Genomic DNA, 25,138 nt, shown 5'->3' with positions numbered 1-25,138 from the left:
GCCCCTGAGAGACGTGCCCGCACCCGGCGCGAGAAGGAACTGTTACGTGTTGGTCGTGCCCCAGTCGTCCTCGCCGCCGTTGTGGGTGGCTCGGTCGCGGAGGTGACGGACCCGGTCCGCCACCGAGTCGGGGACTCGGTCGCCGACCTTGTCGCTCACCACGTGGTACGCCTTGCCCGCGAACTCACGGCCCTGGTGGGCCGCCGTCTCGGCGGTGTTGCGGACCGCGGGGTTCTGAGCGAACTGCCGGGCTGACTTCTTCAGCTGCTCGTAGCGCTCGCGCCCGGCCCTCGTGCCCAGCACGTAACCCAGGACGACTCCGGCGACGAACGTGAGCCGGTAACGCATGGCGGCCACCCTTTCCTTGCGTAGGTCTCCAGTGCGGCGTCGGCGCCGGGGAGTACCGATTGGCGGAGCACCCCCCTGCTTGCGCTAATGTATGTGTCGCAGCGAACGCGCGCCCCCTGGCGGATACCCAGGTAGGTACGTTCGATGCAAAACGAGACCTTCCTCGGTAGCTCAATTGGCAGAGCAGCCGGCTGTTAACCGGCAGGTTACTGGTTCGAGTCCAGTCCGGGGAGCTCGGTCCTCCGTAGCTCAATTGGCAGAGCAGCCGGCTGTTAACCGGCAGGTTACTGGTTCGAGTCCAGTCGGGGGAGCAGGTTGAACGAGGACCCCTCTCAGGGGTCCTTTTTCATGTCCGATCCGTTGTCCCGGGAACCGCGCGGTACCCGGCGCAGTCCTCAAGGTCATGTAGGCCGTGCGAAGCCGCCCAGCCGAAGCAGGAGATCGTATGAGCGGCTATGCTGCGGCAGACGGCGCGCACACGTGTACGCGACACGCCGCTATGGGGCGGTAGCTCAGCCGGTTAGAGCAGCGGACTCATAATCCGTCGGCCGTGGGTTCGAGTCCCACCCGCCCCACCTGTGCAGGCCTCTGACCTGCGGAAACGTTCCTCGTGAGGTGTCGGAGCGTCAACTCTCGCTCAACGGACTGAATCCGCTGCTCGCGAGTTCGAAGGCCAGGAGATCTGCGGTAGCCAACAGTCCTGTGACCTGCGCGTATGCGCCGTTTCCACTGTCAGTGCGGGTCGTGCCAGGTGCCCCATTCTGCGGCAAGGCAGCGATGTGGGGACACTGTGGGGACACGGGGATCATGAAAGTGTGTGCGATGGGTCTCGTCGGCGAGGTTCGCCTCCGGGCGCGGCATGGTTGGCGGGCTCCATTGGGTGTAGCTCCTCTATAGAGACCGGACCGGGATCGTGTACGCGTTACTCGGATCGGTGGCGGATTGCTGAGAGGAAGCGCCGCATGCCAACCACGTGCCCGTCCGTCCCGATGGCGAGCCGTCGGTAGATGCCGCCGGCCAGGCCGGGAAAACGGCAAGGGGCCGTGGCCCAGACGCTGTGCAGTCCGCGGATCCCACCAGTCTCGCGTACTCGGCCATGCCGGGACACGAGAAGGATCGGTCCAGTGCCTCGCCCAGACTGCGTCAGACGTCGTCGACCCGCGCCGCAATGACCGTCGCGTGCTCATCGAAGTACGGCAACGAAGCGATCACCCGGCCGCGGCGTGCACGCTTTGGGTGTCGAGCACGACCAGGCTCGGGTCCGCCTTCCGCCGCGCCTGCTCCCGTACCGGCCCTGATGGCCGCTGATCGAGGGGTGTGCGGCCTTCCATGCGGTGATCACCGACTTGATCAGCGCCCACTGCCCGTCGGACAGGTCGGTCTTGTAGGGCTTGCGCTCACTCAGGGCTGTCCAGCCCAGCACGCCCGAGCCCGCCGACCGGCTGAGATGCCGCAGTCCCACACGTTCAGGAGACGACAAATAACCTACCGGACCTCATATCGCCCTCTTAGGTATCCGTAAGAACGCGGTCCCCAGCGACGCTCTAATCCTGGCCTCAGGTTGATCGGGGACAATGAGCCGCAAAAAAACCGACTGGAAGGGGGCGGGTCGGCGTGCGGATCATGATCGCGGATGATGAAGCGGCCATCCGTGAGTCGCTGGAGCGGGTGCTCCAGGTCGAGGGTTACGACACCAGCACCGTCGCCAACGGTCTCGCCGTGCTCGACGGGGTCGGTGGGGCCGACGGCGACACGCTGGATCTGCTGATCCTCGACGTGATGATGCCCCGCCTCGGCGGGTTGGAGACCTGCCGGCGGTTGCGGGCCGCGGGTCGGGATCTGCCGGTGCTGATGCTGACCGCCCGTGACCAGGTCTCCGACCGGGTCACGGGGCTGGACGCGGGCGCCGACGACTACCTGCCCAAGCCGTTCGCCACCGAGGAGTTACTGGCCCGGGTGCGGGCCCTGCTACGCCGGCGCACGCCGACCGACGGGGAGTCGCAGATCCTGTCGTTCGCCGACGTCCGGCTCGATCCCGACAGGTTCCAGGCGTGGCGGGGCGGGCGGCCGCTGCGCCTGACCCGGACCGAGTTCTCCCTCCTGCAGGTCCTCATGAGCAACGCGACCCGGGTCCTGACCCGCGACGCGCTGTTCGAGGCGATCTGGGGCTTCGACATGAGCGCCACCGCCAACAACCTCCAGGTATACGTGAGCTACCTGCGCCGCAAGATGGAGGCCGAGGGTGAGCCGCGATTGATCTACACGCTGCGCGGCCTGGGATACACGTTGCGGGAGACTCCTCCGTGAGCAGGCCCGCCGGCCGGGAACCGCGCCGGCTGACCCGATGGTGGCGCCGGCGGTCCCTGCGGACCAGGCTGACGGTGATCGCGGCGACGGCCATCGCGGTCAGCGTGTTCGTGGCCTTCCAGGTGGCCAGCGAACTACTGGACTGGGAGCTGCAGGACACCGCCGAGAATCAGCTACGCGCCGACTCCCGCGTCCTGGCGACGAACGCGCAGCGCGCCGGTCTGGCGCAGGTCCAGCTACCGCCGTATCCCGGAACCGGTCGGCTGGTGCGGGTCATCCTGCCCGACGGCTCGACCCGGACGCCGGCCGGCCAACCCTCGCTGCCCCCCGTCAGCGAGCACGCCGGGCGCGTGGCGCAGGGCGCGTCGGCCGACCTGATGGAATCCAACGACAGCGACGACGACGGCTACCTCATCTACACGCTGCGGGCAGGCGACGGCGCGGTCCAGGTGGCCCAGGTCGCCGACGACAGCCCGATCAACCAGTTCGGGTTCGGCATGCTGCTGATCGGGCTGCTCTGCGTGATCGGCGGCGCCCTTGTCGGGCGGACCGTGGCGCGGACCGGGCTGGCACCGATCGACCGGCTGACCGCCGCCGCGGTACGTGTCGCGCACACCCGGGATCTCGACGCCGACATCCCGGATGAGGGCGGTGGGGAGATCCGGCGGCTGATCCAGTCGATCAACGACATGCTCGCCGCGCTCCGGGACTCCCGGCGGGCCCAGCGACTGCTCGCCGAGGACGCCGCCCACGAGCTCAAGACCCCGCTCACCAGCCTGCGCCTCAACGCCGAGCTGCTGATCCGGCTCGATCGGAGCGGCACCCTGGACAGCGCCCTGCCGGCGGAGAGCCGGACCCGGCTGCTCAACGATCTGGGCGCCCAGGTGGCCGAGTTGAGCACCCTTGTCGCCGAGCTGACCGACCTGGCGCGCGGTGACGTCAGCGACGAGAGCACCGAGGTGCTCGACCTCGCCGACGTGGTGGTGGCCGCCGCGACCCGGGCGCGTTCCCGCGTGCCCGACATCGAGGTCGCGCTCGACGTGACCTCCGTGTGGGTGAGCGGGCGTCCCGCTGCGCTCCAGCGGGCGGTGCTCAACCTCATCGACAACGCCGGCAAGTGGTCCCCCGAGGACCAGCCGGTCCAGGTCCGGCTCCGTGCCGAGGGCACGTCGGCGGTGCTCGAGGTCGACGACGCGGGGCCGGGCATCGACGCCGTCGACGTACCGCGGGTGTTCGACCGGTTCTACCGTGCCGACAGCGCCCGGGCGTTGCCGGGATCCGGTCTGGGGCTGTCGATCGTGCAGCGGGTCGTCGACGCCCACGGCGGCCGGGCCACCGTCGCCCGCTCCGCACGCGGTGGCGCGCTGCTTCGGGTCGACCTTCCGGCGGCGGCCCCGCCCGCCCCGATCGCGCGGCTCACCGCCGGGGAGGACACCGCGGCGTGCTGACCCGCCCTGCGGCGCAGGACAAGGGGCGGCGGCCCTCGGGCATGGCCCCGCGCGGCTCACCGTCGGGGCAGGACACCGCGATGCGCCGACCCCAGCCCTGGCGTGTGGCGCAGGACCAGAGGGCGGCGACCGTCGGGCCCATAAAAAGGCCGGGACGGGCCTGGTGCCCGTCCCGGATCTCGTCCGTGCCGCCGCGCTCACCGTTGCAGCGCGGGCTCCTCGTCGTCGGCGAGCGGCTGTTGACCGTCCGGCAGCTCCGCCGCCGGCCGGGACAGCCGGCTCGGCCACCACATCCGCCGGCCGATCAGCAAGGTGAGGGCGGGCACCAGGATCGACCGCACCAGCAGGGCGTCGAGCAGCACGCCGAAGGCCACCAGGAACCCGACCTCGATCAGCATCACCAGCGGAAGTGTGGCGAGGACCGCGAACGTGGCCGCCAGGACCAGGCCTGCCGAGGTGATGACGCCGCCGGTAGCCGAGAGGGCTTTGAGCATGCCCTCTCTGGTGCCGAGACGCACGGTCTCCTCCCGGGCCCGGCTGGCCAGGAAGATGTTGTAGTCGACGCCGAGCGCCACCAGGAACAGGAATGCCAGCAGCGGCACCGAATAGTCGACACCCTCGAACCCGAGGATCGTGTCGAAGACGAACACGCTGCCGCCGAAGGCTGCGGCGAATGAGACGATCACAGTGGCCATCAGGACCAGCGGGGCCAGGATCGCGCGCAGCAGCAGCCCGAGGACGATCAGGACGACGGCGAGCACCAGCGGGACCACCAGCTTCTCGTCGCGGCTGGTGGTCACCTCGGTGTCGAGGTTCTCCGCACTCGGCCCGCCGACGATCGCCTCCGCCCCGCTCACCGCGTGCACGGCGGTGCGCACCCGCTTGATCGTGTCGTACTCCGCGACGGTGTCCGGCGCGTCCTTCGGAAACACGGAGATGTTGGCCCAGCCACCGCTGGTCTGCTCCGGGATGGCCAGGGCCACACCGCGAGTGTCCTTGACGATGTCGAGCACCCGCTCCTGGTGCGCCGGCCGCGTGAAGATCGTCATCGGCTGGCCGCCGAGCTCCGGGAAGTGCTGGCGAAGAACGGTGAAGCCGGTGACCGACTCCGGCGCCGACAGGAACTGGTCCTGCTCCCGCAGGGCGCCGGTGTTGCCCGCCAGCCCGATGGCGAGCACGCCGAGGACTCCGAGCGAGCCGAGCGTCGCCACCCACCGGCGGCGGCTGATGGCGGTGCCGAGCCGTCCCCACAGCCCCGGCTTCTCCTCCACGGCCGTGCTGAACCGCGGGATGGCCGGCCAGAAGATCCGCCTGCCGAGCACCACGAGCACCGCCGGGAACAGCGTCAGCATGGCCACCAGCGCGCAGAGGATGCCGGCCGCACCGATCGGGCCCAACCCGCTGGTGCTGTTCAGGTCCGCGACGAGCAGGCAGAGCAGGCCGGCGACCACGGTGGCCGCGGACGCGACGATGGCCGGCGCCGCGCCGCGTAGCGCGTGGACCATCGCGACCCGGACGTTCTCATGGTGGTGCAGTGCCTCACGGTATCGAGCGATGAGCAACAGCGCGTAGTCCGTGCCGACGCCGAATACCAGGATCGTCAACAGCGCGGAGTTCTGGTCGTTGACCACGATGCCGAAGCCCTTGACGAGCAGGTAGACGGTCCCCATCGCGGTCAGTGCGGCCGCGCCGACGGCCACCAGCGGGATGATCCACAACACCGGGCTGCGGTAGGTGAGGATGAGCAGGAGCGTGACGACGACGATGGTGGTGAGGAGGACCTGCACGTCGATGCCGTCGAAGACGGCGTCCATGTCGCCGTCGATCGCGCCCGGGCCGGTGACGTCGAGTTGCAGGCCGGAGGGGCGGTCCTTCGCGGCGTCACGCAACGGGCCGACGATGTCCTCCGGTGCGCCGTAGGCCGTGCTCACATCGAGGGTGAACATCATCGCCTTGCGGTCGGTGGAGGGGCTCGTCGGTGAGCCCTCGTCGTCCTCGCCGGCCGCCGCCGTCGCCTTCGGCGGGTACCGCTTGGCAAGGGTGTTGTAGTGGCGCTCGACCGTCGCGCGGTCGGCGTCGGTCATGCCGCCGGCGCGGTGGTACACGAAGACGAACGTGTTGCTGTCACCACCGGGGAGGCGGTCGTCCAGCACCGCCACCTTGGTGGACTCGGCACTGGCCGGCAGGGTGTCTACGGCGCTGTCGGTGGTGACCGAGCTCAACTTTCCGCTCAGCGGCACCATGCCCGCCGCCAGCACCAGCCACAAGCCAATCACCAACCACGGCACCCACCGGCCTGCCAACCGACCGGCCGGCGCTTCCCCGGACGGCGCTGCGTTGACTGCCATCACTGGCCTCCTACATACGGTTGCATCGCTTATCTGGATGCCTACTTCCTACGGAGCGAACCTGAGACGACTGTTAATGCGGTGCTCAGGCGGGTTGGCCGAACCATGTGCTCAGAGCACGCACCAGCGTGGTGGCGTCGAGGTCCCGCCCGGTGGGCAAGGCCCAGGCGACACAGCCGTCGGGCCGGATGAGCAACGCGTCGACGTCCACCCGGTCCGTGCGGACGGTGACGGTGTTGACCCGTCCGGTCCACGCGGCCGCGGCGTCGCGGACCTCCGCGCGGTCGGTCGAGCAGGAGCCCACGACCCTCACGCAGCAGGTCCGCCGACCGGGTTACCGCGGTGACCCACCGCGACGGTGCGCGGGTCTTCGCCGGTTCGCACTCAACCGGGTCCAACACCCTCGGCTTCGCCGACGTGTTCGTGGGCACCCTGCGCGACGCACGACGACGATGCGGCGATGGCGCTCTTCGCCGTGGCCAACTTCACCGTGGGCCGCACCTTGGAGGTACAGGCCGCCCTCCAGCGGGGAAGCGGGGTACCGGCGGACCAGGGAGTTCTACGCGACGCCGTGACGGCGGGCACGTACTCCCACCTCAGCGCCACACTGCCTACGCTCACCAGCACGGACTTCACCCGCCCCTTCGAGTTCGGGCTCGGCCTGCTCATCGAGGGCCTGAGGGCGGGCTCGCCGGGGGCAGCAGGTGAAGCGGTGCTTCCTGCACCGATGCCCCCACACCCGGACCTCGCCTCCAGGCCAACCAGGCACGCGACCATGCCCTCGTATTCACCGGGGAAGACGATCTGCCGAATGAGAGTCCGCTGCGGACCGCGTCGTGACCAGGTCGTGGCGTGCTGCCGAGCAGGCCGTTTTGTCCTCCTGACCCTGCGCTTTCGTCTTGAGGAAACCCGTTGGGGACGCGTTGGGGACGCAAGGATAGGAACGGACCGACAAAAGCAAGGGTGAGCTGACACAGTTCACCGCGGCTGACCTGCAAAAACGCCGTGGATCAGCGTAGAAACGCAAGGGCCGCCAAGATTCTCAAAGGACTCATAATCCGTCGGCCGTGGGTTCGAGTCCCACCCGCCCCACAACTCGCTACGCGGGGAGAACCGTTTCTCCTGCGGAAACGTAGGGGTGGTGGTCACCACTCCAACGGGCCGACCGCCGTTCACCCGCTCAGATCAAGAGCCGGGGGTCCTACAGGGGCTCGGAGGGCGCCGCTCGCATCGCGCGGGAGCGTGGGCCACCTCCTGAGGCCGGCCGGCCTCCTCGTAGTGGGCCCGTACCCACTGGATGACGGCCGGAGTCACGCTCTCCTGGCCGGCGGCGGTCGTCTTGATCTTGCCGAACGAGCGGCCGTCGTGCCGAGCCTTCACGCTGACGGTCCGGACGCGGGCGCAGGCGCGGGGGGCGTCGGCGTAGACAACGGCCATGCCGTCGCCTGGGCAGGTCGCTCCTGATGTGGGCCTGGTACTTGAGACAACTCCGAGTTGAGCTATGGGGAGTTACGAGCCGAGATGACTGTCGGACAGTCGGCGAAGCGGCCAGGACACCACCCACGTCACCGACGCACACAGCACCGCCCACCCGAATCCGTCGACATAGAGGGCTTCACCGAGCAGACGAGCGATCAGCAGCGCATTGACGGCGCCGACTACGGGCGGTGTTAAGAGAACGAACACGGCCGCCAAGCATCCGGCGGCGAAGCAGGACAGAACTGCGGTGAAGGGGTCGATCACCAGCACCCGTACGCTCGTGACCATAATCCGAGCGCCCACAAGGGAGCGGGCGGTAGCGGCAAGTGGGCCTACAGCCGCGCTGACGACGGCCCATCCCAACGCACCACCGGCCAGTGCGGCGGCCTCCCGGCGGAGGCTCTCGTCCCCCGTGCCCACCCGCACTCCCGGCAGCATCCACACAGCGCAGGCGAAGCCCGTCGCATGCCCCAGCAACCGCGCTATGAGGTGCACCACGGATGGAGACCAGCCCGGTCGGCCTCGGGGCGGCCCGGTCTTTTCGGCGGAGGGGTGGCCGTGGGTGAGCGGAGGGAGCGACGGGCCGGACCTCAACGGGAACCGAGCCGCCCGACGAGGCGTTCTACTCATGGTGAACATCCACTCACGGAGGGTGTCTCGGCATGGATCCGATATCGATGGGGTTGCTTGCGGCCTTGGCGGGCGGTGCAGGGGGCGAGTTGGGCCGGCAGGCGTGGGCGGGGCTGAGTGCCCTGGTGCGGCAGCCGTTCCGGCGCGGGCGGGACGCGGCAGATGCCCCTCAGGTCAGTACCGGAGAACCGGAGTTGGCAGCCCTGGGGCAGGCACCGGACGATCAGGCGCGCGCACAGGCCCTCAGCGTCGCCCTCGCCGCTCGCAGCTCGCTGGACCCCGACTTCGACGCCGGCTTGCGGCAGTGGCACGAGGGGGCGAGGCTGATCCTCACGCAGGACGGCGACGTGCGCAACAGCGTCAGCGGGGGCAACCAGTACGGGCCAGTCCTTCAGGGCCGGGACTTCTCCGGGCTCTCCTTCACCACCCAGCCTCCGCCGCCGACCGCCCCTGAGGGCGGAACTCCTGCGGCGCGGAACTGAGCGGCACTGAAGCGGCCTCGCGCGGGGCGGGTGCGCGCCGGGAGCGGTCACCGCCCGGGGACCGCGGAGGTGTTCCGGGCCTGCACCGTTCAGGGGGAACCGTCGGGAGCAGGCGCGGAGTGCTGCCGTTCCCGCGCGGCTTCGAGTCGCTCACGCGACCCGCGGGTGTCCGGCGCCTCCGGCCCCAGTACCCGCTCCCGCTGGGCGAGCGTACGCTCGTGCAGCGCAACGGCTTCGGACACCCGGCCCGCAGCGAGATACGAGTCGGCCAGATTCGACTGGGACCGGAGAGTGTCACGGTTCTCCGGCCCCAGGACACGCACGCGGTCCGCGACGCTCTGCTCCTGCGCGGCGATGGCTTCCTCGTAGCGCCCCGCATCGTGGTGGGCGTTGGCGATGTTGTGCAGGCACCGCAAGGTGTCCGGGTGGTCCGGCCCCAGTACGGCCGTGCGGCGCTCGAGGACCTGATGGTGCAGATCCAGCGCCTCGTCGAGCCGGCCTGCCTGCTTGTAGGTGAGTGCGAGGTTGTGCATCGACCACAGCACATCGGTGTGATCGTCGCCGAGGGCCGCGGCACGATCACGCAGGATGGCCTCGTGCTGGACGACAGCTTCGTCGGTTCGCCCCATGGCCTTGTAGGTGATGGCCAGCGCCTCCCGCGTCTGCAGGGTGAGCCGGTGCTCCGCGCCGTGCAGCCTCAGCCGGGCGTCCAGCGTCGCGGAGTGGACGTCGAGCGCCTCCTCGAGGCTGCCGAGGGCGCGGAGCGCCTCTCCGAGACGATGGCCGGAGTCGAGGGTGTCGGCGTGCCCCTCTCCCAGTGCCGTCGTCCGCCGCTCGACGGCCCGCGTCAGAGACCCACGGGCCTGGCCGGTCCACCCCTGGGCCAGCATGAACGTCCCCACTCCGTGCAGTGCTCCCGCGAGGTCGGCGACCGCTTGCTCCGGCACACCACCGATCGAGTCGACGAAAGCGTCCAGGGCCTCGGTGTGCGAGATCAGGCGGAGCCAGTGCGGCCAGTCGGCGACCGTCGAGAACGGGTCCACGGGGAGGGCGGACCTGAGCAGCTCGCAGGCCGTGGCCGCTTCCCCGCCGTCCACAGTCATGTCCGCCCGGAGCAGCCGTCGCAGGAGCTGATGGATGCTCACGCTTCCGCGGTCCGACGTGATCAACGAATAGGAACGCAGGAGTTCGATGTCGGAGCGTTGGCGTATCGACGTTTGAGGTTCCGGCGTCAGCAAGCCGAGCGGGATGGCCTCGGGCGCATAACAGCAGGCCGTCTTGAGGAGGCGGACGGCGCTCGGACGTAGCGCAGCGACGGCGTCGACACTCAGGCGAAGGCTTCGCGCCGTGTTGCGGCGGTGCACGTCCGTCCATGCCGGTGAGTCGAGGAGTTCGCCGGGCTCGGCGTCGAGCAGCCGCTGATAGCTCTCGTAGGACAGACCCTGTTCGCGCAGGTAGGCCGAGGCCTGCTGGAGGGCGAGCGGGAGCCCTCCCAGGTCCGCCGCCAGCCGGTGGGCGCCGTCGTCGGCGTACAGGCCCGTGTGCCCGGAGAGCCACGCGGCGCCGACGGGGGCAGGCAGGGGCTCGACGCCCCTCGCGGTCAGCCCGCACTCCCTCCAGTCCACGTCCCACCGCGTGGTCACGACCACCGGCCCGCGATCGATCCGGGCCAGCACGGCGGCCACGTCACTCGGCGTCTCGACACTGTCGAGGACGAGCAGCCAGCCGTCGTGGTGGTGCAGCCAGTCCATGGCCCAGGCGGCCGCATCCGCCGGTGTGCGCCAGTGCCGGTGTCCGGGCAGCAGATGATGGGCCAGGGCTGCGAGGCTCCGGGTCACGGCCGCGCCGTCCTGCGCGCTGACCCACCATGTGAGCCGATACCGCTCTCGCAGCGCGCGGGCAGCGTGCAGGGCGAGTTCGGTCTTGCCCACACCGGGCATGCCGACGAGCGCCACGCCGAAGCCGCCGTCCGAGGGCGCCTTGAGCAGCCGGACGACTTCGTTCAGATCGTCGTCGCGGCCCCACAGTCGACCGGACGGAGGCCGTGGTGGGTTCGCCGCCGGCGTGAACGCGTGGACGTCCGATGCCAGCGGCAGGCCCGACTCGTGGATGTGCGTGTGCACGCCGCCCTTGACCGTGCCCGCTTGGACAACCGGCCCGAAGACGGTCCCCGACAGGTCGTTCCTGGTGACTTCCCGCTCCGTGCCGTCGGCCGTGCCCTCCGCCATTCCTGCCCCCGTTCGTCCCGGATCACAGCGTGGCACAGGTCGGCCCTGGACCAGGCGGTGTCTTCAAATGATCTTTTTTGGTGGGACATGGTGTCGTGACACGCCGCCTTGGACTGTCCGCTGGCGAAGGGGAGTTCGCCAGGTCGCCGCTGCCCGAGCCGTCGCGGGGGCGGGGGCGGCTGGAACGGTGCTTCAACCGCTTGAAGCAGTGGCGAGGCAACGCCACCCGCTACATCGAGATCGACGGCACGCGAATCGACCCGAGCGCCGTCAAGGTGTACCCCGTCAGCCACTACGCCGGGGAGCGCCCGGAGGCGCTTGTGCACGTCGCGGACCGCGGCGACACTCGGTGGTCCGGGATGGCCCGCGTCGCGGTGGCCGACCTGCCCGACCCCGGCCCGGCGGCGGCGGTGTTCCTCGACGCGATCGATCCGGAGGCGCTGGAGCGTGCCGCGCCGGCCGCCCCGGCCTCGGTACCGAGCCCTGTTCGCTGACCAAGGCGATGCTCACCCAGACCGGGGAGTGGGCGCGTAGCGCGACGATCTCCTTCAGCCACTCGGCGGGGGTGGACCCGACGGTTGCGGAGCCCTACGTGGCGTGCGCGTCTCAGCGCAGCAGGAGTTGGAGGATCGCGATGAGGCCGACGGCGACGATGACGGCGCGCAGTGCCGAGGGCGGGAGGCGCTTGCCGACCTTGGCGCCGATCTGCCCGCCCAGGGCGGACCCCACGGCGATCAGCAGGACCGCCGTCCAGTCGAACTCGGCGACTAAGAGGAAGACGCAGGCGGCGACCCCGTTGACGACCGCGCCGAGGATGTTCTTGACGGCGTTGACGCGTTGCAGATCCTCGTCGAGGAACAGGCCCATCAGGGAGAGATGCAGAACTCCCTGGGCGGCGCCGAAGTAGCCGCCGTACACACTCGCCAGGAGCAGTCCGACCAGCAGCACGGGTCCGCCGTACGGGCGGTTGGTGGCGCCGGCGTCCCCGCGGCGACGCCGTACGACGTCGGCGAGGCGCGGCTGCATCAGCACGAGGACGAGTGCCAGGGCGATCAGTACGGGGACGAACGTGTCGAAGGCCTCGGAGGGCAGAGCGAGCAGCAGGACGGCGCCGCCGAGTCCGCCGATGAGGGCGGTGAGGCCGAGGACGAGTGCTCGGCGGCCCTGTCCGCGCAGTTCGGCGCGATAGCCGATGGCTCCGCTGATGGAGCCCGGGACGAGGCCGAGGGCGTTGGAGACGTTGGCGGTGACCGGCGGCAGCCCGGTCGCGAGCAGCACCGGGAAGGTGAGCAGAGTGCCGGAGCCGACGATGGTGTTGATCGTGCCGGCTCCTGTGCCGGCCGCGAAGACGGCCAGTGCTTCCCAGATGGACAACGCCATCTCCTCATGAAGGCTCGGCGTGTCGCCTCCCCGCTGCGCTGAAGGCGGTCGAGGGGCTCGCACCGATCATGCACGAGCAGGCTGACGGCCCGGCATGTGCGCCCAGGATGCGGGCTCCGTCGGGCAGGGGCACGATGCCGACCCAGGACGGGACGCCCGGTTCAGTCGCCCGCGCCCGCGGCAGGGGTCGCCACGCAGCGGGCCGCCGACGGCCCGTGGGCAGGGGGGAGCTTCCCCGCCGAGTCCGGGGTCGCGCCGAGGTGGCGCTGGCGGTGGGTGTAGGCGGTGATCGCCTGCCAGAGGTCGCGGCGGTCCGTGTCGGGCCACAGGCCGGGGGTGAAGTGCAGCTCGGCGTAGGCCGTGTGCCAGGGCAGGAAGTTGGAGACGCGCTGCTCGCCGCCCGTGCGCCACAGCAGGTCCACGTCCGGCAGGTCCGCCAGGGGCAGGTGCCGGGCGAAGTCGTCCTCGGCGATGAGGCCGGGGTCCAGACGGCCGGCCCGGGCCCGGCCGACCAGGGCGGCGGCCGTGCGGGTGAGCTCGTCCCGGCCGCCGTAGTCGATGCACATCGTCAGGGTCAGGCCGGTGCGGGCGCGGGTGGTGCGCTCGCGCAGCTGGAGGACGTCGACCAGGTCGGGCGGCAGCCGGCCGGCGCGGCCGTGCCAGCGCAGCCGGACGTCCAGGTCGCGGAAGGGGTTCTCGGTCATCTCGCGGCGCAGCAGGTCGAGGATCGCGTCGACCTCCTCCGGGTCGCGGTGCCAGTTCTCGGTGGAGAAGGTGTAGAGCGTCAGGTGGCGCAGGCCGATGTCCAGGGCGCCGTGGACCACCTCGCGGACGGCGTCGGCGCCGGCACGGTGGCCCTCGTGCCGGGGCAGGCCGCGCTGCTGGGCCCAGCGGCCGTTGCCGTCCATGATCACGGCGACGTGGGCGGGCAGAGCGTCCGGCGGGATTGCGGGGGGCCGCTCGCCGCTGGGATGGGGCGGCGGCTGGAGGAAGGTGCCGGCGGGTGCAGGCGGGGCGGGTGCCGGTGGCCGGTGCGCGCCGGGGCGCTGCGGCGGCGGCACCGTCAGCGGGGTCAGGCTCCAGGCCAGGGCCGCGCGGGCCCGGGCGGGGGCGAGGATGCGGGCCCGGGTGCGGAGCGCGGGCCGGGGCGGGGAGCGCAGGATCGCCGGGCCGGCCGCGTCGACGGCGTCGAGCTGCGCGTGCAGCAGGGCGGCCATCGTGTCCAGGACCGTCGCGGGGCCCGGGTGCATGCCGCGGGTGAGGGCCTCCTGGGCCACCCACTGGCGGGCCAGGCCGGTCAGGTGAGTGACCAGGGCGGCGATGGCGGGGCTCCAGCGGCGCTGCGCCAGGTCGGCGGCCGAACCGGGGTGCAGGTCGAGGGCCTCGGCGGGCAGCAGGAGGTCGCCCTGGGCGAGGTCGGCGGACAGGTCGGTGAGGATGTCGGTGAGCCGGACGCCGTCGAGGAACTCCTCGTAGGCCTCCCGGGTGTCCAGGCGCAGCGCCACGGGGACGCCGGCCCGGTCGAAGACCGTGCGGACCTGGCCGAACCAGGGCAGGAGGTTGTCCCGGCCCCAGGCTCGCCACTCCGCCCAGTCGGCGAAGTGCCTGCCGCGGGTGTCGTCCTGGACCTGGGCCATGGCGTCCCGCAGCTCGGACAGGTCAAGGCGCCAGCGGTTCGCGGTGTCCACCAGGGCGTGGCGGACCGGGTCCGGGCTGGAGCCGGTGGGCAGTTCGCGGTGCAGGGCCGTGATCCAGGCCTCGACCCGGGCGGCCCGCTCGGCCGCGGGCGCGGTGCGGTCGTCGCCGAGGTCGTCGAGGGCGTTGGCGGCGGCCCACAGGGCGTGGAGCGCCGGGCGCAGGGCCGCGGGCACCAGCTGGATCAGCGCGTACTCCGCCGGGTCCTCGTCCTTCGTCCGGCGCCGGCACAGTCGGTAGGCCGCCCGCAGGGCCGGGTCGTCGCCGCTCACCGGGCGTCCGGCCGGTCCGGGGGTTCCGTGGGCCGCTTCTCGGTCTGCCGGTGTCGTGGTCGCGGGGGGCACATCGGTCACACCGAGGACGATACGTCCTGGTTCCGCGCGGTGATCACAGGGGCCGGGGTGCGCGTCAGACGCGTACGTCACGGGCCCGGGCCCGGGTCGGGGTGCACGGCCTCGGTGATGCCGGCCCGGGCCGCTTCGAGCTGGGCGGCGAAGGCGATGCCGAGGAACAGGGCCACGCCGGTCAGGTTGGCCCACAGCAGCAGGGCGACGAAGGCCGTCAGCGGGCCGTAGACGGCGCCGAAGGAGCCGCTCTTGGCGACGTAGAGCGCCAGCAGCCAGGTGGCCGTGATCCACAGCACCAGATGGACCGCGGAGCCGAATGCCAGCCAGGTGTAGCCCGGTTGGTCCCGGCGGGGCGCCCAGCGGAAGATCGCCGCCGAGGCGACCCAGGCCAGCACCACGCCCAGCGGCACGTCGAGGGCGCCCCACCAGTCGAGCCAGGTGCGGGACCAGCCGAGGGCCTGCACCACCGCGCTGCCGACGGCGTCACCGGCCACGAGCACGAGGAACCCCAGGACCATCGGCATGCCCGCGGCCATGGCGAGGAGCAGGGATCGGCCGTACTTGGCCAGGAAGGGCCGGTCGCGCTCGATGCCGTAGATGCGGTTGGCGCCCCGCTCGACCTGGGCCATCGCCGAGGCCAGGTTGAGTACGGCGAAGGCCAGGCCCAGCCACATGGCGACGGCGCCCCAGACGCCCGAACCAGCGCTGCGTGCGGTGCCGTCCAGGGCCTCCTCGACCAGGTCCGCGCTGGCGCCGGGCACGATCCGGCCGAGGGTGAGTTCGATGATCCGCCCCACGCTCTCCGTGTGCACGGTGGTGGCCACGCCGACCAGCGCGATGGTGAACGGCACCATGCCCAGGACGACCTGGAAGGCGAGGGAGCGGGAGCTGCTGAACCCGTCGGCGTAGCGGAAGCGGGTGAACGCGTCGAGGAACAGCCGGCGGCCTCCGTAGCGCCGCAGCGCCGTGAACGCCTCATCCCCGGAGAGTTCCTCCCCGATCATGTCCCGCGTCTGCGGGACATGCACTGCGGTGCCCATCGAGAAGCTCTCCTTCTGCCTGCCCTGCGTACCGGACCAGCATGCCGGGCGGCACGGCCGCGTGTGGGTCAGAAGGGCATGCGGCCGCGGGTGCGGCGGCCGGCCGAGCCGCTGCGGCTCACCGCGCGGGAACTGGAGTGGAAGGGCTTGCTGAAGAGCCTGCCCAGCACTCCGGGTGCTTTGCCGCCGGCCCGGGCGCCGGCGCCGAGCGAGCGCTGGGTGCCGCGCTCGGGGTGGCGCGAGAGGCGGGGGACGAGGAAGGCCAGCACGGCCAGGAGGACACATCCGGCGATGACGACGGCGATGATCACAAGTAACTCCCTTGTGTAGTGGGAGAGTTACGGGTTCCCCGTCACATCGTCTCCATGTGGCCTCTCTCTGTGGCCTCTCTATGCGGCATCCGTCCGGTCGCCGTCGCCGTCGCCGTCGCCTTCTTCCTGGGCGCTCGTGTCGTCGCGGTCGCCCTCGGCCTGGGACGGGGTGGGACGCGGGGTCGTGTCCTGCTCGTCGTCGCGGTCGCCTTCGGCCTGGGACGGGGTGTGGTCGCTCATCGTGCACCTCCTCGCGCGGCTGTCGGCTGCCGGGTACCCCGCCGGGGGCGGGAGCACCGGCCCCCGGCACGCGGGTACCCCGGGCCCCTGCCCGTCAGCCCCGGCGGCGCCTCGCGACGGCCCGCTTCAGTGCCGTGGACAGCTCGGGCGACGGGGGCGGGCCGTCCGCTTCCGCGCTCGCGGTCACCGCCGCCGCGACGTCCCGCAGCTTCGTGTTCGACAGCTGGGACGTCTCCCGCAGGATGTGCCACGCCTCGTCCGAGGTGCAGCCGTGGGTGGCCATGAGGATGCCCCGGGCCTGGTCGATGACGGGACGGGAGGCGATGGCCTGGCGGAGCTGCTCGACCTCCTCCTCCAGGAGGTGCAGGCGCTCCGCGCGTTCCAGGGCGACCGCCGAGGGGGCCGGGGCGGCGGGTGCCACCGCGGAGACCGCGCCGGAGGTGTCCGGACCGGCCAGCGGATCGGTCGTGTCCAGGCCCGCCAGCTCCAGGATCCGGCGCGGCTGGCCGTTCCAGTTCGTCGTCGTCACCGTCAGCGACCGCTGCCGGCCGTGGTCGGCCAGCACGTCCAGGAACTGCAGGCCGGCCGTGTCCATGAAGTGCACGCCCGCCATGTCCAGGTCGACCCGGGTGACCGTGGCCGGCAGGCCGGCCAGGGTTCTCATCAGAATGTCCGCGCAGCCGTGCACGAGCTCACCACGGGGGGTGAGCTCGGCGCGGTCCGCGTCGACGCGGCCCGGGATGACCAGGGTGTCCAGCCCTCCTGTGAGATGTGGTGATGCCGCTGAGGTCATGTCACCGCCTTGTCGGTCCTCGTCTGTCGTGTTCGTCTCGCCGGACTGCACGACGTCACTCGCCCCCGTGGACGTCGGTGTGAGGTGCGCCTGCCCGCCGTACGGCGTACTACACACGTGGCGGGGGAATGAGCCTTTGCCTTACGGGTAAGAGCGCTGTGGTCCAGAAGTGTGGGGAGAGGGGCTTGAACACTCGGCAGCAGCTGTCGGCGACCGGCCCTTGCGATCCGGTGCCCGGTCTGGCGGTCTTTCCGCTGGCCGGACGGCGGGGCGTCCGGGCGGCCGGTGAGGTCGGCCTGACGACACGTGCGATCTGGGAAAGCGTACTGGAACAGGCTGTCCGCGAGGATGACGACGTGTACTACCTCGAACTGTCCGGCGTGACGTTCGTCGACGTCGCGGGCGCCGGTGCGCTCGCGGCCGCCGCCGGACAGCTCCGCGACGGCCGGCGGTTCGTGGTGCGCCGGCCCCCGCCCGCCCTGCGGCGCACGCTGGACCTGCTGTGGCCCGGCCAGGAAGGAATCGAGGTGTCCACATCATGACCAGCACGGTCACCGAGCCCTTCGGGCCCCTCGACCCCTTCGTCCACCCCGCGCTCTTCTACCGGGACGAGCAGGACTACCTCGACGGCACCCTGCCCTTCGTACGCGAAGGGCTGGAGGCCGGAGAACCCGTGGCAGTCGCCGTACCCGGCAAGAACCTCGCCCTGATCCGGGACGCGCTGGGGGGTGACGCCGCCGCCGTGCGGCTCCTGGACATGCGCGAGGCCGGACGCAACCCCGGGCGGATCATCCCCGGCGTGCTGCGCGCCTTCGCCGACGCCCAGCCGGCCGGCCGCCGGGTGCGCATCATCGGCGAGCCGATCTGGGCCGGCCGCTCCGATGCCGAGTACCCGGCCTGCGCCCAGCACGAGGCGCTCATCAACGCCGCCTTCCGGGGCCGTACGGCGACGATCCTGTGCCCGTACGACGTCGAGCAGCTGCCCGAGCACGTCGTCGCCGACGCCTACGCCACCCACCCCACCGTCATCCACCCCGGTTCCCGGGCGGAACAGCGCAGCGACGCGTACGCCCCCGAGGGTGTCGTCACCCGCTACAACGAGCCGCTGCAGCCCGTGCCGGAGGCGCTGTCGTTCGCCTTCGACTCCGACTCCCTGCCCCACGCCCGGCACGTGGCCGTCGGGGAGGGCGCGCGGCTCGGCCTCGTCGGTGTGAAGCTGGACGACCTGGCCCTGGCCACGGCCGAGCTCACCACCAACAGCGTGGTGCACGGCGGCGGTTCGGGCCTGCTGCGGGTGTGGGCCGAGGACGGGTACGTGGTGTGCGAGGTCCGCGACCAGGGGCGCCTCGCGGACGTCCTGGCCGGACGCCGGCCCGTGCCCCGCGACCAGCGCGGCGGGCGCGGGATCCTGCTGGTCAACCTGATCGCCGATCTGGTGCGGCTGCACCGGAGCGACAGCGGGACGACCGTGCGCTGCTGGTTCGCCCGCTGACCGGCGCCGAACCTCAGCTGCCCAGCGGGTCCAGCGCCAGCGGCGCGATCCTGCCCTCCAGCATCGCGCCGAGACCCTGCACGGCGCACACGTCCGGGCGCTCTGCGATGTGCACCGGCATGCCGGTCGCCTGCCGCAGCATCTGGTCCAGGCCCGGCAGCAGGGCGCTGCCGCCGACCATCATGATCCCCCGGTCGGCCAGGTCGGCGACCAGGTCGGGCGGGCAGGCCCGCAGCACCTTGCCGATGCCGTCGAGGATCGCGGTGAGCGGCGTCTGGATGGCGTCCCGGACGGCCGCGGTGTCGACCTGGACGGACCGGGCCAGGCCCGTGGCGACGTCCCGGCCGTGAATCTCCGTGGAGGCCGGGCCCTGCGGGGTGAGGCCGTTGCCCGACAGGGCCAGCTGCAAGGGCCGCACCGACTGGCTCGGAAGCATCAGCTCGTGCTCGTGACGCAGGTGCTGGACGATCGCCTGGTCGACGGCCTCGCCGCCCACCGGGATGCGCTCGGCCGTGACGATCGAGCCGAGGGACAGCACGGCCACCTGCGTGGCTGCCGCCCCGCACACCATGATCATCGTGGCCTCGGGCTGCTCCACGGGCAGCCCGCAGCCGACGGCGGCGGCGATCAGCGTGTCGACCAGCTCCACCTTGCGGGCCCCGAGACCGACCAGCGTCTCGATCGCGGCGCGCTGGGCCAGCGGGTCGGCGTCGTGCGGGGTACAGGCCGCGGCGCGCAGGATCGGCTTGCGGCGCAGCGCGCGGCGCATCTTGTCACCGAGCAGATGCCGCAGCATGCGCTGCGCCATCTCGATGTCGACGACGGTGCCGCCGGAGACCGGCCGGACCACCCGGATGTAGTGCGGGGTGCGGCCCGTCATCTTCTCTGCCAGCTCACCGACCGCAATCAGCGCGCCGGTGCGGGTGTTCACGGCGGCGGCGGACGGCTGGTCGACGACGAGCCCGGCGCCCTTGACGTAGACGCGTGTGCGGGCCGCTCCCAGGTCGACGGCGAAGTGGCAGCGGCGCAACTGCTCCAGACTGGCGGTCATGGCAGGTCCTCCCGAGAGCACAGACCGTGGGGGGCCGCCAGGTGGCGGGCCTCGCATACGTGGGTCCGCCGGGCGGCGGGCCTCCTTCGCATCGTGCGCGGGACGGGGCCGGGCCGCCTTTCCTGGGGGGCCGGGCGGGGCGCCGCCGAACGGGGGGTTCGGCGCTCGGGCCTGCCGTTTGGCTCAGGTCGCAGGGAATCGGCGGATCCACTTCAGGTCACAGGGAGTGAGCGGCCTCCAGCAGCGGTGCGAGGGAGGTCACCGTGGTTTCGCAGCCGGCCTCGCGCAGCCGGCGCTCGGTGGTGGCGTTGCGGGCGAGGCCGACGAAGCGCAGCCCGGCCCGCTGGGCGGCGGCCAGCTCGGCGACCGTGGAACCGATCACCAGGCCCGTCGACGCGGACCCGTCGCAGGCGTCGAGGGCGCGCAGCATGCAGTCCGGGTCCGGGGTGAGCAGAGCCAGGTCCTCGGCGCGCCCGTGGACGCCGGCCAGGGGCAGGGAGCCGTAGGGCCGCAGGTAGCGGGGGACGGCCTCGGCGCAGACGTCCGTGATCACGCAGACGCGGCGGCCGGAGGCGTGCAGGGTGCGGACCAGGGGCGCGGAGTTGTGCGTCGCCGGGGCGTGCGGCACCGCCCGTAGTTCGATCTCGTCCAGACGCTCCCGCAGCAGCGGCCCGAGCGGGTCCCGCGCGAAGGCCCGGAGCACGTCCAGCGGATGGGCGAACGTCTCCCGCACCGCGCCGGGCAGGGCGTGCCGCGGCGCGCGGTGCTCGTCGACGAGGGCGAGCAGACCGAGCACGGCCTCGCGGGCGGTGCCCGCCGAGAACAGGCGGGCCATCGGGCCGTCGAACCCGACCAGGACCGTCTCGGCCGCACCGAGGAGCTGCGGCAGCGGGCGCTGCGCGGGTGCGGCCCCCTGCGGTACGGGCAGGGCCGTGCCCTCCGGGCCGAGCTGCACCGACGCGGTCACCGACAGACCGGGCACCGGCCAGTGGCCCAGCCCGGCGTTCACCGCGCGCTCGGCGGCACCCGCCCGGCGCAGCGGGTGCCTCCGGGTGACGCGGGCCGCCGCCTCCAGCAGGTGGCCGAGCAGTACGTCGGACACCCGGCCGGTCTCGGCCCGCACGAACGCGACGGGGTCCTCCACGTGCCAGGCCAGCTCGACCGCGGCGGCGAAGGCGCCCTTGCCCGAACTGGGCAGGGAGACCCGGTGACGGGACTGGTGCGTGGTGAGGTCCACCTCGTAGTACGTCACGAGCCCCGGCGGCCGGTCGCCGTGCGGCCGGGCCGGGTTGAGGAGGGTCAGCGGACCGTCGGGCCGGGTGTGGACGACGGCCGTGCGGCCCGGGACCGGTATGCCGAGCCGGCGCAGGTCGCGGGTGATGAAGGGGCCCTGCACCAGGTCACGGGCCCCGGGCTCCGGGGTCGTGGCCGGGGCCAGCGGGCAGTACCAGGCGACGGGCGGCGTGTCCGTGGCGCCGTCCTGGAAGAGTGGCTGGAAGCGCTGGGGGCCCTGGGCGGCCGAGCTGGCCGCGAACTGCTCGTAGAGGTCCGGGGAGACGATCACCTGGATGTCGGCGGGCACGCGCGGCGGCTCGGGCGGCGGGGCGGGCCGGTCCCAGAACGTGACGGTCAAGGGCGGCGGGTCGGCGAGCCCGGTGAGGACCTCGGGCAGGCCGCGCAGGACGGCGGCCAGGACCGGGAGGAGGTACGTACCGGGCTCGGTGTGGACGTCGTAGCCGCCGCCGCGGACGCGCACGTCGAACTGGTGGGGGGCGAGCGCGCCGCGGGAGAGCATCTCGTGCACCGCGTATTCGAGGGTGATGCGGGCCTCGGGGTGGCCGGTGAGGTCGTCGGCCTCGAAGAGGATCGTGGGGGCGGCGGCCTCCGGCCGCGACCGCAGCACCGCCTTGAGGGTGCGCAGCCGCTCCCGGGTGGCCGCGGCGGCCGGTCCCGGGACGCCGTCGAGGGGGTCGCCGTACCAGAGGCCGAGGGCGCGACGGGGGTCGCCGGTGTCGCCCGCGAGGAGCCGCTCGCAGTGCAGCACGTCGACGTACACGTCGGGCACGTGCAGGGCGTACGAGTCGGAGAAGGCGACGAGGCCGCCGTCCGGCAGCACCCGCCGGACCTCCGCGGCCAGGGCGTCGAGGCGGTGGGCGGCCTCGCTCTCCGGCAGGGGTTCCTCCCACAGCCCGCCGGCCAGTTCGGAGTGGGGCACGCGCCGGCCGTGCCGGAGGAGCAGCATGCACAGCAGCGCCCGGGCCTCGGGGGAGGGCGGTTCCACGGGCTGCGTGCCGGCGCTGATGCGCAGGGGACCGAGCAGGGTGAAGGAGCGCGGCGGTGGCCACTGGGCGGGCAGGCGGGCGGCGTACGCGGCGGCTTCCGGCAGCTCGTGCCGGTCGATCAGTTCGAGCAGTTCCCGGTGCTCGGCGGGCACCTGGGTGCCGGCGGCCAGCTGCTTGAGCAGCCACCGGAACTCCGCGACGTCCGCCTCGGGGGCTTTGTTCCGGGACTCCTCACCCAGGGCGATGCGGCTGAGCAGCACCGTGCCGTCGGGGCGCAGCAGCAGGCCGGCCGGCCCGCGTTCCCCGCGTACCAGACCGTGCGCGTGCAGGGCCTCCAGCCCTGCCATGCCCTGGCACACCAGGCGGGCGAAGGCCGGGAAGGTGATGCCCGAGAGCACTTCGGAGACGGTCAGGCCGTCCACGAACTCCGTCACCAGGTAGGGCACGTCGCCTTCCACTCCGAAGTCGAGCACCTTCACCACATGCGGATCGTCGACCCCGGCCAGGGCGCGCGCCTCGCTCAGGAACCGTTCCTGCGGGGCGGGCTGCTCACGGTACCGGCGCACGATCACCTGCCGGTCGGTGCGGACGTCCACGGCCCGGGACACGCGCCCTTCCCCGCCGCGCCGCCCGGTCAGCCGGTACCGTCCCGCGAACGGCGTCTCCCCGCCGAGGCGCCGCACGGTCTCCTCGCTGACCGTCGCGAACGCCGGACCCGCATCACCCTTCCCGCCGTCCGTCTCGGCCCGGAACTCCCCGGCCGCGAGCCCCGCCCGCTCGTCGATCAGCCCCCCGACCCGTTCGAGGAACTCCCGGGTCCGGCCGCGGGCCGTGCGGGGCAGGGAGCGCAGCAGCAACTCCCGTACGCCGGGCCGGAACGCGTAGGAGCCGGGCGGGCCGGGCGCGGAGGTGAGCATGCCGCTGAGGATGACCTCGGCCAGGTGCTGGGGGCGCGGGTCGCGCTCCAGAGTGCGCTGGACGAGGCGCATCACCGGCACCGAGGGGACCGCCAGCGCGAGATGCCCGGCGAGGCGGAAGGCCTCCGGGGACGCGGTCGCGCGAAAGCGCAGGACCAGGTCTTCGGGGGAGGCGGTGGTGATGTCGGGGGCGGGCTCGGCGGGCGGTGCGGGTGCCGGCGGCAGCCAGGCCACCGCGCCCGGTGTCCGGGCGCCGCCCGGGTCGGCGAGCAGGGCCGCCCAGTGGGCGAGCCAGGGGGCGCCCGGTTCCAGGACCGGCAGCGGCAGGGCCCGGCCCGGCTGCGGTGACCCGTCGTACGGGGTGAACGCGAGGGCCGCCGAGGGGGCCGCGGTGGACGGGGACGTCAGCAGACCCGGCTCGGCGGGCAACGCCGTTGTGGGCCACAGGTGTTCGGGGAGGGGCTGGACCACGGCGAGCGGCATGCGACGGGCCCACTGCCGCAGCGTGCGGTACCAGCGCTCGCCCGCCTCGCCCGGGCGCCACTGCGGGCCCATGCAGTCACTGACGAGGAGGGTGGCCGTGCGGCCGTCGTCGAGGACGGGGACCTGGCGGGCCCGGCCGTCGGGCGTCGCGGGGTGCAGGGTGACCGTGCGGAAGATGCCCGACTGGGCGAGCGCCGTGTGCAGTTCGCTCACCAGGGGGCGCCAGACCGGCATGGTGGGGCCGGTGTCGTGCACGAGGTTCAGGCGCAGCCAGCGGTCGGGCGCCGGCCGCAGCACGGGGAACCACACGTCCGGGTGGGCGCCGAGCCGCGCGATCCGGTCGGCCGTCGCCCGTTCGTCGAGCAGGCGCAGATGCGGGGAGGGCACCTTGCGCTGGAGCGGGCGCAGGGCGCGCTGGAGCGCGAGGGGGTGGGGCAGCATCGGGGGCGCGGGCGCGAGGAGCGCCGATCCGCCGCCGGAGTGGTGGCCGGCGCGGTCCGGGGAGCGCGGGGCGGGGAGGCGGAGCGGGACGCGGCCCGGGCCGGCCGGGGCGGGGGGCTCGGCGGTCTGCGGTGATGCGGGGGCGGCGGGTGCCGGCTCGTCCGGGCCGGGAGCCGCTCCCTGCGTGACGGGAGCCTCGGGAGCGTTCGGCCGGCCTGTCCGGGGCTCGCCGGACGGCGCTTCCAACTGTCCGGCCAGCCACAGCAGTTCAGCGATCTCCCGCGGGGTCGGCGCGGCGCCCGCCGCCGACAGGGCCGCCTGCAGCCGGGCGACCGGGGACGGCCCGGGTCCGCCGTCAGAAGCCATCGCCGTCGGCCGCCGCGCTGAGGTACGGCATCAGCTGCTCGGCGAGGTCGTCGCGGGACTCGGCGTCCAGGCCCGCCACTCCCGTGAGGTAGAGGGCGTTCAGCAGCTGGTCGGTGGCCAGTTCGCCGCCGGAGGCCCGCTCAAGGAAGCGGGTGATCAGACGGTCCGCGTCCCCGCTCGGCGTGTCCAGATGGGCCCGCACGATATGGGTGAGCTGGTCCCGGCCGGGGCGGCGCAGTTTCAGCCGGACGCAGCGGCGCAGGAAGGCGGGCGGGAACTCGCGCTCCCCGTTGCTGGTCAGCACGACGAACGGAAACGCCCGGCAGCGGACCCGGCCGCGGCGGACGGTCACCGGCGTGTCCGTGCCGTCGGCGAGCACCTCCGCCGCGCCGTCGCCGGAGTGCCGGGCGGCACGCACCAGTTCGGGGATCTCGTACTGGCCCTCCTCCAGGACGTTCAGCAGGTCGTTCGGCAGGTCGAGGTCGCTCTTGTCGATCTCGTCGACGAGCAGGGTGCGGGGCCGGTCGTAGGGGAGCAGGGCCGTGCCGAGCGGGCCGAGGCGCAGGTGGTCCTCGACACCGCCCCGTTCCTCCCGTGCCTCCCGGGCCGCGTACAGCCGGGACAGCGGGTCGTACTGGTAGAGGCCGTCGGCCAGCGAGCTGCGGCTGGTGATGTTCCAGCGCAGCACCGGGCCGAGCCGCAGCTCGCGCGCCACCGCGTAGGCGAGGGACGACTTGCCGGTGCCGGGCGGGCCGGTGACGAGCAGGGGGCGGCGCAGGCAGAGCGCGGCGTTGACGAGCCGGACGCTCTCCTCGGTGGCGACGTACGACTTCGCCCGGTGCACACGGTCGGGGGAGACAGCCGTCGCGTCGTCGCCGTCGTGCGGCGGCGGCAGGGCGGGCCCGCCGTCGAAGGCACGCCAGGGCGGCGGGGCGGGCAGGTCGTCGATGCCGTCGTGCGGCTCGTCGCGGCCGGTGTAGACGGACCAGTGCGGCATGGGGAGTGGTCTCGCTCTCCGTCTTCGTGCGGG

At 72.6% G+C, this 25,138-nt stretch carries 22 protein-coding genes, 3 tRNA genes and 1 pseudogene; 10 read left to right on the top strand and 16 right to left on the bottom strand.

All coding sequences use genetic code 11. The features are described from left to right. Nucleotides 1-42 precede the first annotated feature (42 nt). Nucleotides 43-348, bottom strand: coding sequence for a YtxH domain-containing protein (locus A4E84_RS12880; protein ID WP_062926707.1), 306 nt, complete (start codon nt 346-348; stop codon nt 43-45). A gap of 160 nt (nt 349-508) precedes the next feature. Here A4E84_RS12880 and A4E84_RS12875 point away from each other — a divergent pair. The 3 genes from A4E84_RS12875 to A4E84_RS12865 all read left to right on the top strand — a co-directional run bounded on the left by A4E84_RS12875 (nt 509) and on the right by A4E84_RS12865 (nt 923). Beyond that, nucleotides 509-581 (top strand) — tRNA-Asn (locus A4E84_RS12875). A gap of 5 nt (nt 582-586) precedes the next feature. Beyond that, a tRNA-Asn gene (locus A4E84_RS12870) sits at nt 587-659 on the top strand. Nucleotides 660-849: 190 nt separating this feature from the next. After that, a tRNA-Ile gene (locus A4E84_RS12865) sits at nt 850-923 on the top strand. Nucleotides 924-1,640: 717 nt separating this feature from the next. Here the strand turns inward: A4E84_RS12865 and A4E84_RS44425 are convergent. Next, nucleotides 1,641-1,753, bottom strand: a pseudogene (locus A4E84_RS44425) (IS5/IS1182 family transposase); the annotation flags it as partial. A 209-nt stretch (nt 1,754-1,962) separates the two neighbouring features. Here A4E84_RS44425 and A4E84_RS12860 point away from each other — a divergent pair. Next, complete coding sequence (locus tag A4E84_RS12860; RefSeq protein ID WP_062926706.1) at nt 1,963-2,655, top strand: response regulator transcription factor; 693 nt, start codon at nt 1,963-1,965, stop codon at nt 2,653-2,655. Continuing rightward, nucleotides 2,652-4,103, top strand: coding sequence for a HAMP domain-containing sensor histidine kinase (locus A4E84_RS12855; protein WP_062926705.1), 1,452 nt, complete (start codon nt 2,652-2,654; stop codon nt 4,101-4,103). Before A4E84_RS12860 ends, A4E84_RS12855 begins: the two co-directional genes overlap by 4 nt. A gap of 197 nt (nt 4,104-4,300) precedes the next feature. Here the strand turns inward: A4E84_RS12855 and A4E84_RS12850 are convergent, their stop codons facing one another. Then, entirely contained in the window at nt 4,301-6,451 is a 2,151-nt protein-coding gene (locus A4E84_RS12850) for an MMPL family transporter (protein ID WP_062926704.1), read from the bottom strand. An 85-nt stretch (nt 6,452-6,536) separates the two neighbouring features. Then, on the bottom strand, nt 6,537-6,764 hold the full coding sequence (locus tag A4E84_RS12845) for an aromatic-ring hydroxylase C-terminal domain-containing protein (protein WP_159029571.1): 228 nt from the start codon (nt 6,762-6,764) through the stop codon (nt 6,537-6,539). Nucleotides 6,765-6,911: 147 nt separating this feature from the next. On the opposite strand from A4E84_RS12845, the gene A4E84_RS45740 reads away from it, so the two are divergent. After that, entirely contained in the window at nt 6,912-7,418 is a 507-nt protein-coding gene (locus A4E84_RS45740) for a TetR/AcrR family transcriptional regulator C-terminal domain-containing protein (protein ID WP_418082197.1), read from the top strand. A 218-nt stretch (nt 7,419-7,636) separates the two neighbouring features. On the opposite strand, the gene A4E84_RS12840 is transcribed toward A4E84_RS45740, so the two are convergent. Further along, nucleotides 7,637-7,888, bottom strand: coding sequence for a hypothetical protein (locus tag A4E84_RS12840; protein WP_062926702.1), 252 nt, complete (start codon nt 7,886-7,888; stop codon nt 7,637-7,639). A 72-nt stretch (nt 7,889-7,960) separates the two neighbouring features. Continuing rightward, nucleotides 7,961-8,200 (bottom strand): hypothetical protein, encoded by a 240-nt coding sequence (locus A4E84_RS42885; RefSeq protein WP_159029570.1) that lies wholly within the window; start codon nt 8,198-8,200, stop codon nt 7,961-7,963. A gap of 392 nt (nt 8,201-8,592) precedes the next feature. Between A4E84_RS42885 and A4E84_RS12830 the strand changes: the two genes are divergently transcribed. Next, complete coding sequence (locus A4E84_RS12830) at nt 8,593-9,042, top strand: hypothetical protein (RefSeq protein ID WP_062926700.1); 450 nt, start codon at nt 8,593-8,595, stop codon at nt 9,040-9,042. An 89-nt stretch (nt 9,043-9,131) separates the two neighbouring features. On the opposite strand, the gene fxsT is transcribed toward A4E84_RS12830, so the two are convergent. Then, the gene (gene fxsT / locus A4E84_RS12825) at nt 9,132-11,270 is read right to left on the bottom strand and encodes an FxSxx-COOH system tetratricopeptide repeat protein (protein WP_062926699.1); all 2,139 of its coding nucleotides are present in this window, start codon (nt 11,268-11,270) and stop codon (nt 9,132-9,134) included. A 200-nt stretch (nt 11,271-11,470) separates the two neighbouring features. On the opposite strand from fxsT, the gene A4E84_RS12820 reads away from it, so the two are divergent. Then, nucleotides 11,471-11,764, top strand: coding sequence for a hypothetical protein (locus A4E84_RS12820; protein ID WP_062926698.1), 294 nt, complete (start codon nt 11,471-11,473; stop codon nt 11,762-11,764). A gap of 112 nt (nt 11,765-11,876) precedes the next feature. Here the strand turns inward: A4E84_RS12820 and A4E84_RS12815 are convergent, their stop codons facing one another. The 6 genes from A4E84_RS12815 to A4E84_RS12795 form a co-directional block, all read right to left on the bottom strand. Continuing rightward, nucleotides 11,877-12,650: a sulfite exporter TauE/SafE family protein gene (locus A4E84_RS12815; RefSeq protein ID WP_062926697.1), complete on the bottom strand. Its 774-nt coding sequence runs from the start codon at nt 12,648-12,650 to the stop codon at nt 11,877-11,879. Between the two features lie 161 nt (nt 12,651-12,811). Continuing rightward, on the bottom strand, nt 12,812-14,698 hold the full coding sequence (uppS, locus tag A4E84_RS12810) for a polyprenyl diphosphate synthase (RefSeq protein WP_335340829.1): 1,887 nt from the start codon (nt 14,696-14,698) through the stop codon (nt 12,812-12,814). Nucleotides 14,699-14,766: 68 nt separating this feature from the next. After that, complete coding sequence (locus A4E84_RS12805) at nt 14,767-15,732, bottom strand: YihY/virulence factor BrkB family protein (RefSeq protein ID WP_062926696.1); 966 nt, start codon at nt 15,730-15,732, stop codon at nt 14,767-14,769. A 68-nt stretch (nt 15,733-15,800) separates the two neighbouring features. Further along, entirely contained in the window at nt 15,801-16,043 is a 243-nt protein-coding gene (locus tag A4E84_RS12800) for a DUF6411 family protein (protein ID WP_062926695.1), read from the bottom strand. A 78-nt stretch (nt 16,044-16,121) separates the two neighbouring features. Then, on the bottom strand, nt 16,122-16,283 hold the full coding sequence (locus A4E84_RS43405) for a hypothetical protein (protein WP_167455408.1): 162 nt from the start codon (nt 16,281-16,283) through the stop codon (nt 16,122-16,124). A gap of 94 nt (nt 16,284-16,377) precedes the next feature. Continuing rightward, nucleotides 16,378-17,076: an ANTAR domain-containing protein gene (locus tag A4E84_RS12795; RefSeq protein ID WP_062926694.1), complete on the bottom strand. Its 699-nt coding sequence runs from the start codon at nt 17,074-17,076 to the stop codon at nt 16,378-16,380. Nucleotides 17,077-17,261: 185 nt separating this feature from the next. Here A4E84_RS12795 and A4E84_RS12790 point away from each other — a divergent pair, with 185 nt between their 5' ends. Both A4E84_RS12790 and A4E84_RS12785 read left to right on the top strand, forming a co-directional pair. Then, on the top strand, nt 17,262-17,618 hold the full coding sequence (locus A4E84_RS12790; protein WP_062926693.1) for an STAS domain-containing protein: 357 nt from the start codon (nt 17,262-17,264) through the stop codon (nt 17,616-17,618). Continuing rightward, nucleotides 17,615-18,568, top strand: a complete 954-nt coding sequence (locus A4E84_RS12785; RefSeq protein WP_062926692.1) for an anti-sigma factor RsbA family regulatory protein — start codon at nt 17,615-17,617, stop codon at nt 18,566-18,568. The genes A4E84_RS12790 and A4E84_RS12785 overlap by 4 nt, the downstream gene beginning before the upstream one ends. Nucleotides 18,569-18,581: 13 nt before the next feature. On the opposite strand, the gene A4E84_RS12780 is transcribed toward A4E84_RS12785, so the two are convergent. The 3 genes from A4E84_RS12780 to A4E84_RS12770 all read right to left on the bottom strand — a co-directional run bounded on the left by A4E84_RS12780 (nt 18,582) and on the right by A4E84_RS12770 (nt 25,105). Continuing rightward, nucleotides 18,582-19,619: a rod shape-determining protein gene (locus A4E84_RS12780; RefSeq protein WP_062926691.1), complete on the bottom strand. Its 1,038-nt coding sequence runs from the start codon at nt 19,617-19,619 to the stop codon at nt 18,582-18,584. A gap of 217 nt (nt 19,620-19,836) precedes the next feature. Beyond that, nucleotides 19,837-24,108, bottom strand: coding sequence for an SAV_2336 N-terminal domain-related protein (locus A4E84_RS43715; protein ID WP_062926690.1), 4,272 nt, complete (start codon nt 24,106-24,108; stop codon nt 19,837-19,839). Next, the gene (locus A4E84_RS12770; protein WP_062926689.1) at nt 24,098-25,105 is read right to left on the bottom strand and encodes an AAA family ATPase; all 1,008 of its coding nucleotides are present in this window, start codon (nt 25,103-25,105) and stop codon (nt 24,098-24,100) included. Before A4E84_RS12770 ends, A4E84_RS43715 begins: the two co-directional genes overlap by 11 nt. Nucleotides 25,106-25,138 lie beyond the last annotated feature (33 nt).

It is taken from the genome of Streptomyces qaidamensis (genome assembly GCF_001611795.1).
Classification (GTDB): domain Bacteria; phylum Actinomycetota; class Actinomycetes; order Streptomycetales; family Streptomycetaceae; genus Streptomyces; species Streptomyces qaidamensis.
This window is presented reverse-complemented; position numbering and strand designations above follow the sequence as displayed.